Below are 13,012 nucleotides of genomic sequence, written 5' to 3'. Positions count from 1 at the left end.
GGGAACGGGTCCCGGCCGGCGGGCGGCCGTGACGCGAAACCCGGGACCTCGTTAACCGGAGCGGGTGGGGGCCTCGGGCAAACAGCGGTTACGCGTTGGGGGTTTGGCAGGCGATGGTGGTGCACCAGCACAGGTGGCGGCGGCGCGGGCGCGCGCGTGAGGCGGCGCTCGCGGTCTGCGTCGCGGTGACCGTCGCCGGTCTCGGCGGATGCGGGGCCGCGAGCGGTACCGGAACCGGGGCGCCGGTCGACGGCCGGCCGCCCGGTGATCCCGTCGCGGCCGTCCGCGGGGCCGCCGACGCGCTCACCGCCACCGGGAGTGCGCGGGCCCGTACCGCCATGGAGATGGCCACCGGCGGGACGGTGGTCACCATCCGCGGGGAGGGCGGCGTCGACTTCCGCAAGCGGATGGGCCAGTTGCTGGTGATGCTGCCCGCCGACGTGACCGGCAAGGCCGAGCACCGGCCCATCACCGAGCTGCTCGTCCCCGGCGCGCTGTACATGAAGAACCGGGGCGCCGGAGTGCCCGACGACAAGTGGGTCCGGCTGGACACCGCCGCCCTGTCCGACGGGAACCTCGTCACCGGCGGTGCCACCGATCCGCTGGCCGCCGCCGAGCTGCTGCGGGGGGCGCGGGAGGTGACGTACGTGGGAGAGACCGAGGTGTCGGGCACCAAGGTGCGGCACTACCGGGGCACCACGGACATCGGGCGGGCCGCGCAGAGCGCGTCGCCGGGGGTCAAGGGGGCGCTGGAGGCGGCGGCGAAAGGGTTCGGCAAGGACAGCGTGCCGTTCGACGCGTACCTGGACGAGGAGGGGCGCCTGCGCAAGGTCCGGCACCGCTTCACGTACGTCAAGAATGGCGTGATCGATGTCTCGTCCACCACGCTGCTGTACGGGTTTGGGACTCCGGTGACCGTCGTATTGCCCCCACGTGAGGACATTTACGCCGGGAAGATCGCCGACTAGGCGGTCCGGCGGGCCCGGACGGTACGTCCGGGCCATGGACCCGGTATCCGGAAATGGTCCATCCGTGTCATGCGCGGTACGGCGTGCGCGCCCTAGGCTGGGGAGCCGAGCGCCGACGGGCGCAAGGCGGCAGAGAGAGGTGACACGCGTGACTCCCGCAGGCGGCACGACGGTGCAGGACCACGTGGCGCTCGCCGAGATCGAGCTCTGCGGCGAGCTGATCATCGCGGCGTCGGCGGCGGTGGAGGAGCGGCTCAGTCAGGACCGGATCGACGAAGTGCTGATGGCGATCTGCCTGTAGGCCGCCGGTCGACGCGGCCGCCGCGGTCGCCGCCTCAGGTGCGCAGCAGGCGGGCGATGGCCTTGGTGGCCTCTTCCACCTTCGCGTCGATCTCGGTGCCGCCCTTGACGGCCGCGTCGGCGACGCAGTGGCGCAGGTGTTCCTCCAGGAGCTGGAGGGCGAAGGACTGGAGGGCCTTCGTGCTCGCCGAGACCTGGGTGAGTATGTCGATGCAGTAGACGTCCTCGTCGACCAGCCGCTGGAGGCCGCGGATCTGGCCCTCGATCCGGCGCAGCCGCTTGAGGTGCTCGTCCTTCTGGTGGTGGTAGCCGTGGACGGCTCCGGAGCCCTCCGCCTCGATGGTCGTCATGCGTCCTCCCGTGGTCCGGAATGAGGGATACATCGGATGTATACCCCTCATGGGTATAGGGTACTGGGCTCCCGTCGGCGGACAGGGGTCCGTGCCGCCCACTGTGCCTGATGGAGGACACTGGGGAATGGCCGGTTAGCCGTGGCCGGGGGATGCGCCTAGCATCAGCCTGACCGAATCCAATGCACCCCGAGGACCTCACGTGCGATTTCGTCTGACCCCCAGGGAGACGAGCTTCTACGACATGTTCGCCGCATCCGCGGACAACATCGTCACGGGCTCCAAGCTCCTGATGGAACTGCTCGGAGCGGATCCCTCCGCCCGGGCCGAGATCGCGGAGCGGATGCGGGCGGCGGAACACGCGGGGGACGACGCCACCCATGCGATCTTCCACCAGCTGAACTCCTCCTTCATCACGCCGTTCGACCGCGAGGACATCTACAACCTCGCGTCGAGCCTCGACGACATCATGGACTTCATGGAGGAGGCCGTCGACCTGGTCGTCCTCTACAACGTCGAAGAGCTCCCCAAGGGTGTCGAGCAGCAGATCGAGGTGCTGGCGCGGGCGGCGGAACTGACCGCCGAGGCCATGCCGCACCTGCGGACGATGGACAACCTGACCGAGTACTGGATCGAGGTCAACCGGCTGGAGAACCAGGCGGACCAGATCCACCGCAAGCTGCTCGCCCAGCTCTTCAACGGCAAGTACGACGCCATCGAAGTGCTGAAGCTCAAGCAGATCGTCGATGTGCTGGAAGAGGCCGCCGACGCGTTCGAGCACGTCGCGAACACGGTGGAGACCATCGCGGTCAAGGAGTCCTGAACCACGTGGACACCTTTGCTCTGATCGTGACCATCGGTGTCGCGCTCGGCTTTACCTATACGAACGGCTTCCACGACTCGGCGAACGCCATCGCCACCTCCGTCTCGACCCGGGCCCTGACCCCGCGCGCGGCGCTGGCCATGGCCGCGGTGATGAACCTCGCCGGTGCCTTCCTCGGCAGTGGCGTGGCCAAGACGGTCAGCGAGGGCCTGATCGAGACGCCCCACGGCAACCGGGGCATGTGGATCCTTTTCGCCGCGCTGGTCGGCGCGATCGTCTGGAACTTGGTCACCTGGTACTTCGGTCTGCCCTCGTCCTCCTCGCACGCCCTCTTCGGCGGCATGGTGGGCGCGGCCCTGGCCGGCGGGACCGAGGTCATCTGGTCCGGGGTGATCGACAAGGTCGTCATCCCGATGTTCGTCTCGCCCGTCGTCGGCCTCGTGGTCGGTTACCTGGTGATGGTCGCCATCCTGTGGCTGTTCCGCCGGTCGAACCCGCACAAGGCCAAGCGCGGCTTCCGCATCGCGCAGACGGTGTCGGCGGCCGGCATGGCGCTGGGACACGGTCTTCAGGACGCCCAGAAGACGATGGGCATCGTGGTGATGGCGCTGGTCATCGCCGACGTGCAGGGCGCGGGCGACGCGATCCCGATCTGGGTCAAGATCGTCTGCGCCGTGATGCTGTCGCTGGGTACGTACGCGGGCGGCTGGCGCATCATGCGTACGCTCGGCCGCAAGATCATCGAGCTGGACCCGCCGCAGGGTTTCGCGGCGGAGACCACCGGTGCGTCGATCATGTTCGGCTCGGCCTTCCTCTTCCACGCGCCGATCTCCACCACTCATGTGATCACCTCGGCGATCATGGGCGTGGGCGCGACCAAGCGCGTGAACGCCGTCCGCTGGGGCGTCGCGAAGAACATCATCCTCGGCTGGTTCATCACCATGCCGGCGGCCGCCCTGGTGGCGGCGCTGAGCTTCTGGATCGTGGACCTCGCCTTCGTGTCGTAACGAGGGCCCCGGCCCGGGGCACCGTACGAAAGTGGGCCGGCTCCCCCCACCCAGGGGGAGCCGGCCCTTTTCTTTCGCCATGCGGTGGCACCGCCATGCAGCACCGCAGGACGTATCTCACATCCCGGTCTAGCCGAAGCGGCCGGAGATGTAGTCCTCGGTGGCCTGGACGGACGGATTGGAGAAGATCCGGTCCGTGTCGTCGATCTCGACCAGCTTGCCGGGCTGGCCGACGGCGGCCAGGTTGAAGAAGGCGGTCCGGTCGGAGACGCGGGCGGCCTGCTGCATGTTGTGCGTCACGATGACGATCGTGAAGCGCTCCTTCAGCTCGCCGATCAGGTCCTCGATGGCGAGGGTGGAGATCGGGTCCAGGGCCGAGCAGGGCTCGTCCATCAGCAGGACCTGGGGCTCGACCGCGATGGCGCGGGCGATGCACAGCCGCTGCTGCTGGCCGCCGGAGAGGCCGGAGCCCGGCTTGTTCAGGCGGTCCTTGACCTCGTTCCAGAGGTTGGCGCCCTGGAGGGACCGCTCCACGATCTCGCTGAGCTCGGACTTCTTGTAGCTGCCGTTCAGGCGCAGGCCCGCCGCCACGTTGTCGAAGATCGACATGGTGGGGAAGGGGTTCGGGCGCTGGAAGACCATGCCGACGGTGCGGCGGACCGCGACCGGGTCCACGCCGGGGCCGTACAGGTTCTCGTCGTCCAGCAGCACCTTGCCCTCGACGCGGCCGCCGGGGGTGACCTCGTGCATGCGGTTCAGGGTGCGCAGGAAGGTGGACTTGCCACAGCCGGAGGGGCCGATGAAGGCCGTCACGGAGCGGGGTTCCACGGTCATCGAGATGTCGTCGATGGCCTTGTGGCTGCCGTAGAAGGCGGAGAGGCCGCTGACGTCGATTCGCTTGGCCATGAGGGTCACTTCGCTTTCATTCGGTCGCGTCAGCGACCGGTCTTCGGGGCCTTCCAGCGGGCGATGCCGCGGGCCACCAGATTGAGGATCATGACGAAGGCGATCAGTACGAGCGCTGCGGCCCAGGCCCGGTCGTAGGAGGCGTCACTGCCGACCTTGTACTGCTCCCAGATGTACAGCGGGAGGGAGGACTGAGCACCTTCGAAGGGGTTGCCGTTGATCAGCTGCGTACCGAAGACCAGCAGCATGATCGGCGCGGTCTCACCGGCGATGCGGGCCACTGCCAGCATGACACCGGTCGAGATGCCGCCGATAGCCGTGGGCAGGACGACCTTGAGGATCACGCGCCACTTCGGCACACCGAGGGCGAGGGCGGCCTCGCGCAGCTCGTTCGGGACGAGCTTGAGCATCTCCTCGGTGGAGCGGACCACGACCGGCATCATCAGGATCGACAGGGCCATCGAGCCGGCGAAGCCGGAGGGGCCGAAGCCGAGCATCAGGTTCCAGGTCGTCAGGATGAACAGACCCGCGACGATGGAGGGGATGCCGGTCATCACGTCGACGAAGAAGGTGACGGACTTGGCGAGCGAGCCCTTGCCGTACTCGACCAGGTAGACGGCGGTCAGCAGGCCGATGGGGGCCGCGATCAGGGTGGCGAGGGCGACCTGCTCGATCGTGCCGAGCAGGGCGTGGTAGACGCCGCCGCCCTGGTCGAAGCTGGTCACGCCGTTCATCGAGTGGGTGAGGAAGTCGGCGTTGAGGGCCTTGATGCCGCGGCTGATCGTGGTCCACAGCAGCGAGAGCAGCGGGAGGACCGCGAGGATGAAGCAGACCCACACCACGGAGGTGGCGACGCGGTCCTTGGCCTGGCGGCGGTTCTCGATGACCGCGCTGGCGGTGTACGTGATGGCGACGAAGAGGAGTGCGGCGATCAGGCCCCACTGGATCTTGCTGTCGAGGCCGCCGACGGCGCCGATGCCGACGCCGAGGGCGATCGAGAGGACGCCGATGCCGGCGGGGGCCCAGCGGGGCAGGCCGCCCCGGGTGAGGCTGGTGGGCGCGGCGGACTTGCGGGCCCCGACGGGGCGCTGGTCCTGGAGTGCGTGGCTCATCAGGCGTTCGCCCCCGAGAAGTCCTTGCGACGGGCGATGATCAGGCGCGCGGCGCCGTTGACCAGCAGGGTGAGCAGGAAGAGGACCAGGCCGGAGGCGATCAGGGCGTCCCGCCCGAACTCGTTGGCCTCGTCGAACTTCGCGGCGATGTTCTGCGCGAAGGTGCCGCCGCCCGGGTTCAGGATGTGCCCGCTGATCAGGAAGCTCGGGGACAGGACGGTGGCCACGGCCATGGTCTCGCCGAGGGCGCGGCCGAGGCCGAGCATCGAGGCGGAGATGACGCCGGAGCGGCCGAAGGGCAGCACCGACATGCGGATGACCTCCCAGCGGGTCGCGCCGAGGGCCAGGGCGGCCTCTTCGTTCATGCGCGGGACCTGGAGGAAGACCTCGCGGCTGACGCTGGTCACGATCGGCAGGATCATGATCGCGAGCAGGATGCCGACGGTGAAGAGCGAGCGGGCGACGCCGACCTGGGTCTTCTCGAAGACGTAGGTCCAGCCGAAGAACTCGTCGAGCCAGAGGTTCAGCCCGTTCAGCTGCGGCACCAGGAAGAGGGCGCCCCAGATGCCGTAGACGATCGACGGCACGGCGGCCAGCAGGTCGACGACGTAGGCGAGGGGCGCGGCCAGCTTGCGCGGCGCGTAGTGCGAGATGAACAGGGCGATGCCGACAGCGATCGGAACCGCGATGGCCATCGCGATGATCGAGCTGACGACGGTGCCGAAGAGCAGGACGGCGATGCCGAAGACGGGCGGGTTGGCCGACGCGTTCCAGTCGAAGGTGGTGAGGAAGTTGCCCTCGTTCTTCGACAGGGCGAGCGTGGCGCGGTAGGTGAGGAAGATGGCGATCGACGCCATGATTACCAGGAGCAGGATGCCGGAACCCTTGGAGAGCCCGGCGAAGATCTTGTCACCGGCGCGGCCGGTGGACCTTTCGCTCTTGGAGACAGGCGGAGCCTGGTCTATCTGGGTGGGTGTGGTGGAAGCCATGGTCTTTCCGGTCTGTGTGGGGGGCAGGCCCCCTGGCGGCGGTGCACCGGATCCCCCCGGGCGGAGGGGGAGGTCCCCGGGTCCGGTCCGCCCCGGACGGGGGGCGGACCGGACCTCGGGTGTGTACTGACTAGCCCAGCGACTTGACGACTTCGCGGACCTTGGTGTTGATCTCGGCCGGGATCGGGGCGTAGCCGTTGTCCGAGAGGACCTTCTGGCCGGAGTCCGAGGCGGTGTACTCCAGGAAGGACTTCACGGTGCCGAGGGTCTCGGGCTTGTTGCCCTTGTCGCAGACGACCTCGTACGTCACCAGGACGATCGGGTAGGCACCCTCGGCCTTGGTGGTGTAGTCGAGCTTCAGGGCCAGGTCGGAGCCGGTGCCGGCGATCTTGGCGGCGGCGATGGCCTTGGAGGCGTTCTCGGCGGTGGCCTTGACCGGGGTGCCGGCGCCGGTGTTGACGTCGACGGTCTTGATGCTCTGCGAGCTGGCGTAGGAGAGCTCGAAGTAGCCGATCGCGCCGTCGACGGCCTTGACCTGGGCGGCGATGCCGGCGGAGCCGGACGCGCCCTGGCCGCCGGGGGCGGGCCACTTCTTGGCGGCGTCGTAGGTCCACGCGTCAGGGGCGGTGGCCTTCAGGTACTTGCCCAGGTTCTCGGTGGTGCCCGAGTCCTCGGAGCGGTGGAAGGCCTGGATCGCGGTGGAGGGGAGGGTGACGCCGGGGTTCAGCTTCTTGATCGCCTCGTCGTCCCACTTCTTGATCTTGTCGTTGAAGATGTTGGCGATCGTGGCGGCGTCGAGGTTCAGCTTGTCGACGCCCGCGACGTTGAAGCCGAGGGCGATCGGGCCGCCGACCATGGGCAGGTTGATGCCCTGGCCGCCGGTGCAGACCTTCTTCGAGTCCTCGACCTGCTCGGGCTTCAGCGCGGAGTCCGAGCCGGCGAAGCCGACGGTGCCCTGGTTGAAGGCGACGATGCCCTCACCGGAGGAGGAGGACTTGTAGTTCACCTCGACGCCGGAACATGCGGCCATGTAGTTCTTCACCCACAGGTCGACCGCGTTCTTCTGTGCGGAGGAGCCGGAGGCGAGGAGCTTGCCCTTGGCGCCGTCGCACTTGATGTCACCGGGGGCCGGGGCGGAGGCCTTCGGGGTGGTGCCACCGGCGTCGGTGTTGGTGTTGTTGTCAGAGCCGCACGCCGTGAGGACCAGGGCGCCGGACACGACGAGGGCCCCGAGGGCGGAGGCACGAAGCCGGTTCTTGCGCTGAAGCTTCACTTTTCGGGTGTTCCTTCCGAGGAGCCGCCGGCCGCTTTCTGGTTCGGGGCGGCGTGCGAAGAGGACTACGGGGTGGAGCCTGGGGCGAGCCTTCGTTTCCGAAGTGGCTCGGACCTTGTGCTACGGAAATTAGGCAGAACAGGTGAAGCGGCCGGCCGTGGTTGGTGAACGGGGGGTGAACCGTGGCGGGCGGGCCGGTGCGGATGGGGGGGTTTGTACCTGGACGTAATCGGGCGTTATTCGTCTGTTACCCGCCCGTGACCTTCTCCTGGCCGTCGGTGGGAGTGGCTGGATTTCGCCGTCGCCGTCGGTGCGGAGGCCGGCCCCCCAACCACCCTTCCACCTTTCCCCGGGCCCCGCCCGGAGCCCGCGCCTCAAGCGCCGGCGGGGCTGGAAATGGGGGCTGCGCCGGTTCAGCGGGCTTGCGCCCCGGCTCCCTGGGGCTCCGCCCCAGACCCCGCGCCTCAAACGCCGGCGGGGCTGGATTTTGGCTGGGCGGTCCGTTCGTCCTGCGCGCCGTTGCCGTGGGCCAGCCCCCGGACCCCCGCGCCTCAAGCGCCGGCGGGGCTGGATTTTGCCGGGCGGGTGGGCACGTTGCCGCGTCGCGTTACGTGGGGGTCGGGATCGGGTGCCAGAGGTGGTGGAAGGCTTGGCGGGCGGCCAGGGCGGCGTGGCGTTGGTCGGCGTGGAGGACGCCCAGGGCGTACGCGGTGGCCGGGGCGATGCGGGGGGTGCGGGCGGCCGTCGCCGAGGCGGTGGCGGCCTCCGAGGCGTCCCGGTGCCGGTCGAGGGCCTCGCCCGCCGCCGCGAGCCGGCTCACGTCCGCGCCCAGGGCCTCCCGCGCGTACCGGTGCACCCGCAGCAGGCGGCGTACCTCGTGCCAGGCACCGTCCTCGTGCACCGAGTACGGGGTGCTGTCCCGCACGTCCGGCAGCGTGCACAGCGCCTCGTCCAGCCGGGCCTCGGCGGCCGAGGCCAGCGGGACCAGGACGTCCTCGACCCGGCCGCGCGCCGCGACCGCGTCCAGCGGGACCTCCGAGGCCAGCACCGCCACCGCGTCCGCCACCGCGTGGAAGCGGGACGAGCCGAGCGCCTGGAGGGTCGCGGAGTGGGCCCGGGTGCGGGCCAGCGTGAGCTGGCGCTCCAGCAGCGCCCCCGCCCGCGCGGAGCCCACCGTGAGCGCCCCGGCCGAACCCCGCGGCGCCGGCACCTCGGGGGCCGCCGACAGGCGTTGCAGCGCCTCCATGAGGCGCGCCAGCCGGGCGGCGTACGCGTGCTCGTCGGCCAGCGTCGAGGACAGCCAGACCAGCTCCGTGCGCAGCGAGTCCGCCCAGGCCGTCTCCGTCACCACCCGGAAGGTGCTCAGCGAGCCGGCGATGCGCCGCGCGGCCCCCCGCAGGCCGCGCGCCGCCTCACTGCTGCCCGCCGCGTCGGACCCGCTCTCCTCGTGCACGCGTAGCCCCCGCAGGAACGCGGTGGCCTGGCAGCGCAGGTAGACGCCGAGCACGTCACCTGCGGTCGGGTCATGGTTTGGCTGAGCCACGCCGGCGCCTCCGGGCGTCTATGAGCATCTCCTGTACGTGCCGCAGCGGCTGTCCCTCGGCGTCGGTGCTGTGCCGGGTCCATTCGCCGTCCGGTCCCAGGTGCCAGGAGGAGGTGTCGTCGGACATGCCGGTCTCCAGCATCCGGTCCAGGGCCGCGCGGTGGGCGGGGTCGGCGACCCTGACCAGTGCCTCGATGCGGCGGTCGAGGTTGCGGTGCATCATGTCGGCGCTGCCGATCCACACCTCGGGTTCGCCGCCGTTGCCGAAGGCGAAGACCCGGGAGTGTTCCAGGAAGCGGCCGAGTATCGAGCGGACCCGTATGTTCTCCGACAGCCCCGGCACCCCGGGCCGTACGGCGCAGATGCCGCGGACCCAGATGTCGACCGGCACGCCCACCTGGGCGGCCCGGTAGAGGGAGTCGATGAGGGCCTCGTCGACGATCGAGTTCATCTTGAGCCGTACGTACGCCGGGCGGCCCAGCCGGTGGTGCTCGGCTTCCTTGTCGATGCGCGAGATCAGCCCGTCGCGCAGCGATTTCGGCGCGGTCAGCAGCCGCCGGTAGGTCTCGCGCCGGGAGTAGCCGGACAGCCGGTTGAAGAGGTCGGAGAGGTCCGCGCCGACCTGCGGGTCGGCGGTGAGCAGGCCGAGGTCCTCGTACAGGCGCGCGGTCTTGGGGTGGTAGTTGCCGGTGCCGACGTGCGAGTACCGCCGCAGGGTGTCGCCCTCCTGGCGGACGACGAGCGACAGCTTGCAGTGGGTCTTGAGGCCGACGAGGCCGTAGACGACGTGGCAGCCGGACTCTTCCAGCTTGCGCGCCCACTTGATGTTGGCCTGCTCGTCGAAGCGGGCCTTGATCTCGACCAGTACGAGGACCTGCTTGCCGGATTCCGCGGCGTCTATCAGGGCGTCGACGATCGGGGAGTCGCCCGAGGTGCGGTAGAGCGTCTGCTTGATCGCGAGGACGTCCGGGTCCGCCGCGGCCTGCTCCAGGAAGGCCTGCACGGACGTCGAGAACGAGTCGTACGGGTGGTGCAGCAGCACGTCCCGCTCGCGCAGCGCGGCGAAGATGTCAGGGGCCGAGGCGGACTCGACCTCCGCCAGGTCCCGGTGCGTGCCGGCGACGAACTTCGAGTACTTCAGCTCGGGCCGGTCCAGCGAGGAGATCCCGAACAGGGCGGTCAGGTCCAGCGGCCCCGGCAGCGGGTAGACCTCGGCGGCGGACACCTTCAGCTCCTGCACCAGCAGGTCCAGTACGCCGGGGTCGATGGACTCCTCGACCTCCAGGCGCACGGGCGGCCCGAAGCGCCGCCGCATGAGCTCCTTCTCCAGGGCCTGGAGCAGGTTCTCGGCGTCGTCCTCCTCCACCTCCAGGTCCTCGTTGCGGGTCACGCGGAACATGTGGTGCGCGAGCACCTCCATGCCGGGGAAGAGCTCCTCCAGGTGTGCGGCGATGACGTCCTCCAGCGGGACGTAACGCTGCGGGGAGGCCTCCAGGAACCGCGAGAGCAGCGGCGGCACCTTGACCCGGGCGAAGTGGCGGTGGCCGGTGACCGGGTTGCGTACGACGACGGCCAGGTTCAGGGAGAGGCCGGAGATGTACGGGAACGGGTGCGCGGGGTCCACGGCCAGCGGGGTCAGGACCGGGAAGATCTGGTTGCGGAACAGGGTGAAGAGCCGGGCCTGCTCCTTCTCGGTGAGGTCGGGCCACCGGATGAGGTGGATGCCCGCCTCGGCGAGCTGGGGGCAGATGTCCTGCTGGTAGCAGGCGGCGTGCCGGGCCATGAGCTCGCGCGACCGGGTCCATATCAGTTCCAGCACCTCACGGGGCTGGAGCCCTGAGGCCGAACGGGTGGCGACGCCGGTCGCGATGCGGCGCTTGAGGCCGGCGACGCGGACCATGAAGAACTCGTCGAGGTTGCTCGCGAAGATCGCCAGGAAGTTCGCGCGCTCCAGCAGCGGTGTGGCCGGGTCCTCGGCCAGCTCCAGTACCCGCTCGTTGAAGGCGAGCCAGCTGCGCTCCCGGTCGAGGAACCGGTCCGCGGGCAGCTCGCCGGTCTCGTCCTTGTCCTCGTAGGCGTCCAGATCGGCGTCCAGGTCGGGATCGAGGTCGACGTGGGGCCGATGGGCGGCTATGGAGCCGAGGCGGGCCCTGGTCCGGGCCGTCTGGGCCTGGGCCTCCGCTTTGACCTGGGCCGGGGTCTGGCCGGTGGGCCGGGTGAGGGCGGACGCGGGGGTGGCGGGGGACTGGGCGGGTACCTCGGTGGGGCCCGCGGGGCTCGCGCTCGGCTTGTGGCTCATGACTCCATTCTTCCGCGCACGCGGCAGGACAGGCGCGTCGGAAGCGTCGGCTGTCGGTCGGAGTCGGGGCTGCATGTCCGGAGACTGGCAAGCGTGTCTGAATGGCCGGTTAATGGCGTATGGCTTCCAGACTCCGGCTGGCACACGGATCGCCCTTACGGACACCCGTGCGGGCCCCGGCCGCCCGGCATCGGCCCAGGCCCGCGGCATCGGCCCCAGGCCTCCGGCATCCGCCCCAGGCCTCCGGCATAGGCCTCGGCCCCCGGCCCCCGACACCGCCAGGCCCGCGCCCCCGGGCCCGGGCCCCCGGCCGCCCCCTCAGCTCTCCGTGCGGTACATCAGGTCCACCTCGTGCGTCGTGAACCCCAGCCCCTCGTACACCGCCAGCGCCGCCGGATTGTCGGCGTCCACGTAGAGCATCGCCGTCGGCAGGCCCGCGGCGGCCAGGTGCCGCAGTCCGATCGCGGTGAGCGCCTTGCCGAGGCCGCCGCCCTGGGCGCCCGGGCGTACGCCGACCACGTACACCTCGCCGAGCCGCTCCTCGGCGTGGACCTTGGTCCAGTGGAAGCCGACCAGCTCGCCCTCCCGCTCCGCGAGGAAGAAGCCCTTCGGGTCGAACCACGGCTGCGCGATCCGGTCGTCCAGGTCCCGCTGCGTGAGCGAGCCCTGCTCGGGGTGGTGGGCGAAGGCGGCGGCGTTCGCCGCGAGCCAGGCGGCGTCGTCCTCACCGGGGACGAAGGTGCGCACCGTCACGCCGGCCGGCGCGGCCGGCTCCGGCAGCGGCGCGGTGTCCTCGCCCAGGGCCCGCCGCAGCTGGCGCAGTTCGCGGAAGAGGGTCAGGCCGAGCACCTGGGCGAGGTGCCGCGCGGCGGGCTTGCCGCCGTGCGCCCACACCCGGATCCGCTTGCCGGAGGCGTTCAGCAGGGCGGAGCCCAGCGCCCGCCCGTGGCCCCGGCCGCGCAGCGCGGGGTGCACGACGAGCTCGGCGGCCGGGGCCTCCACCGGGTCGGTGTCCTCCAGTTGCCCGTACGCGGTGAGCCGCCCGTCGGCGGTGAGGAGGAAGTGGCGGATCCCCGCGCGCGGGCCGCCGCACAGCTGGAGGCGGCCCTGTTCGGAGACGGCGGTGGTGCCGTCGGTGCGGGCCGCTTCGTGGATGAGGGCCAGTACGGAGTCGGCCTGTTCCTCCGTCAGCTCGTCGAGGATGTCAATCTGCCGTCCCGGCTCCAGGGCCGCTGCTGCGTCAGTCATGCTCCGAGCCTACGACCGCCGCCCGGGCGGGCGGCGTCCCACGGGCCCGGTCCTCGTACGTTCCTCCACGCGGCCCCGAGTACGGGCGCCGGCGCGGCCCCCGGCCCCCGCGCGTAACCACCTCGCAACCCGATACCCCCTGTCGTGCTACGCGCGTTGACCATAGGCTTCGGCGGACCTCCCAAGTTGTCTCG

12 protein-coding genes are annotated in these 13,012 nt (G+C 70.4%); 4 read left to right on the top strand and 8 right to left on the bottom strand.

Annotation, left to right across the window (positions count from 1 at the left end; genetic code table 11):
• Window positions 1–113 precede the first annotated feature (113 nt).
• Both ACZ6ZT_RS22010 and ACZ6ZT_RS22005 read left to right on the top strand, forming a co-directional pair.
• Window positions 114–968, top strand: coding sequence for an SCO4651 family lipoprotein (locus tag ACZ6ZT_RS22010; RefSeq protein WP_469721383.1), 855 nt, complete (start codon window positions 114–116; stop codon window positions 966–968).
• A 148-nt stretch (window positions 969–1,116) separates the two neighbouring features.
• Window positions 1,117–1,269, top strand: a complete 153-nt coding sequence (locus ACZ6ZT_RS22005; protein WP_266576516.1) for a hypothetical protein — start codon at window positions 1,117–1,119, stop codon at window positions 1,267–1,269.
• Window positions 1,270–1,303: 34 nt separating this feature from the next.
• On the opposite strand, the gene ACZ6ZT_RS22000 is transcribed toward ACZ6ZT_RS22005, so the two are convergent.
• Window positions 1,304–1,651, bottom strand: a complete 348-nt coding sequence (locus ACZ6ZT_RS22000; protein ID WP_469721381.1) for a metal-sensitive transcriptional regulator — start codon at window positions 1,649–1,651, stop codon at window positions 1,304–1,306.
• 169 nt (window positions 1,652–1,820) lie between these two features.
• Here ACZ6ZT_RS22000 and ACZ6ZT_RS21995 point away from each other — a divergent pair, with 169 nt between their 5' ends.
• Together ACZ6ZT_RS21995 and ACZ6ZT_RS21990 are read left to right on the top strand one after the other, a co-directional pair.
• A complete protein-coding gene (locus tag ACZ6ZT_RS21995; RefSeq protein ID WP_030240555.1) occupies window positions 1,821–2,441 on the top strand; it encodes a DUF47 domain-containing protein in 621 nt (206 codons plus the stop codon).
• Between the two features lie 5 nt (window positions 2,442–2,446).
• Complete coding sequence (locus tag ACZ6ZT_RS21990; protein WP_469721380.1) at window positions 2,447–3,448, top strand: inorganic phosphate transporter; 1,002 nt, start codon at window positions 2,447–2,449, stop codon at window positions 3,446–3,448.
• Window positions 3,449–3,577: 129 nt separating this feature from the next.
• On the opposite strand, the gene pstB is transcribed toward ACZ6ZT_RS21990, so the two are convergent.
• The 7 genes from pstB to mshD all read right to left on the bottom strand — a co-directional run bounded on the left by pstB (window position 3,578) and on the right by mshD (window position 12,818).
• Complete coding sequence (gene pstB / locus ACZ6ZT_RS21985; protein ID WP_469721379.1) at window positions 3,578–4,354, bottom strand: phosphate ABC transporter ATP-binding protein PstB; 777 nt, start codon at window positions 4,352–4,354, stop codon at window positions 3,578–3,580.
• 29 nt (window positions 4,355–4,383) lie between these two features.
• Window positions 4,384–5,466, bottom strand: a complete 1,083-nt coding sequence (gene pstA, locus ACZ6ZT_RS21980) for a phosphate ABC transporter permease PstA (RefSeq protein ID WP_469721377.1) — start codon at window positions 5,464–5,466, stop codon at window positions 4,384–4,386.
• Window positions 5,466–6,455 carry a phosphate ABC transporter permease subunit PstC gene (gene pstC, locus ACZ6ZT_RS21975; RefSeq protein ID WP_469721376.1) on the bottom strand — a complete coding sequence of 330 codons (990 nt, stop codon included), beginning with the start codon at window positions 6,453–6,455 and terminating at the stop codon, window positions 5,466–5,468. The genes pstA and pstC overlap by 1 nt, the downstream gene beginning before the upstream one ends.
• A 130-nt stretch (window positions 6,456–6,585) precedes the next feature.
• Window positions 6,586–7,728: a phosphate ABC transporter substrate-binding protein PstS gene (gene pstS / locus ACZ6ZT_RS21970; protein WP_469721374.1), complete on the bottom strand. Its 1,143-nt coding sequence runs from the start codon at window positions 7,726–7,728 to the stop codon at window positions 6,586–6,588.
• A 607-nt stretch (window positions 7,729–8,335) separates the two neighbouring features.
• Complete coding sequence (locus ACZ6ZT_RS21965) at window positions 8,336–9,271, bottom strand: CHAD domain-containing protein (protein ID WP_469721372.1); 936 nt, start codon at window positions 9,269–9,271, stop codon at window positions 8,336–8,338.
• Window positions 9,252–11,570, bottom strand: coding sequence for an RNA degradosome polyphosphate kinase (locus ACZ6ZT_RS21960; RefSeq protein WP_469721370.1), 2,319 nt, complete (start codon window positions 11,568–11,570; stop codon window positions 9,252–9,254). Before ACZ6ZT_RS21960 ends, ACZ6ZT_RS21965 begins: the two co-directional genes overlap by 20 nt.
• 318 nt (window positions 11,571–11,888) lie before the next feature.
• On the bottom strand, window positions 11,889–12,818 hold the full coding sequence (mshD, locus tag ACZ6ZT_RS21955) for a mycothiol synthase (protein ID WP_469721368.1): 930 nt from the start codon (window positions 12,816–12,818) through the stop codon (window positions 11,889–11,891).
• Window positions 12,819–13,012 lie beyond the last annotated feature (194 nt).

It is taken from the genome of Streptomyces sp. NPDC102258, assembly GCF_055584685.1.
The sequence above is the reverse complement of the archived record's forward strand: the minus strand, read 5'-3'. Positions and strand labels throughout refer to the sequence as shown.

Bases quoted from the DNA above. Each gene is read 5' to 3' on its own strand.
- ACZ6ZT_RS22010 (WP_469721383.1), top strand. From the start codon at position 114: ATGGTGGTGCACCAGCACAGGTGGCGGCGGCGCGGGCGCGCGCGTGAG.
- ACZ6ZT_RS22000 (WP_469721381.1), bottom strand. From the start codon at position 1,651: ATGTATCCCTCATTCCGGACCACGGGAGGACGCATGACGACCATCGAG.
- pstB (WP_469721379.1), bottom strand. From the start codon at position 4,354: ATGGCCAAGCGAATCGACGTCAGCGGCCTCTCCGCCTTCTACGGCAGC.
- pstA (WP_469721377.1), bottom strand. From the start codon at position 5,466: ATGAGCCACGCACTCCAGGACCAGCGCCCCGTCGGGGCCCGCAAGTCC.
- pstC (WP_469721376.1), bottom strand. From the start codon at position 6,455: ATGGCTTCCACCACACCCACCCAGATAGACCAGGCTCCGCCTGTCTCC.
- ACZ6ZT_RS21960 (WP_469721370.1), bottom strand. From the start codon at position 11,570: ATGAGCCACAAGCCGAGCGCGAGCCCCGCGGGCCCCACCGAGGTACCC.
- mshD (WP_469721368.1), bottom strand. From the start codon at position 12,818: ATGACTGACGCAGCAGCGGCCCTGGAGCCGGGACGGCAGATTGACATC.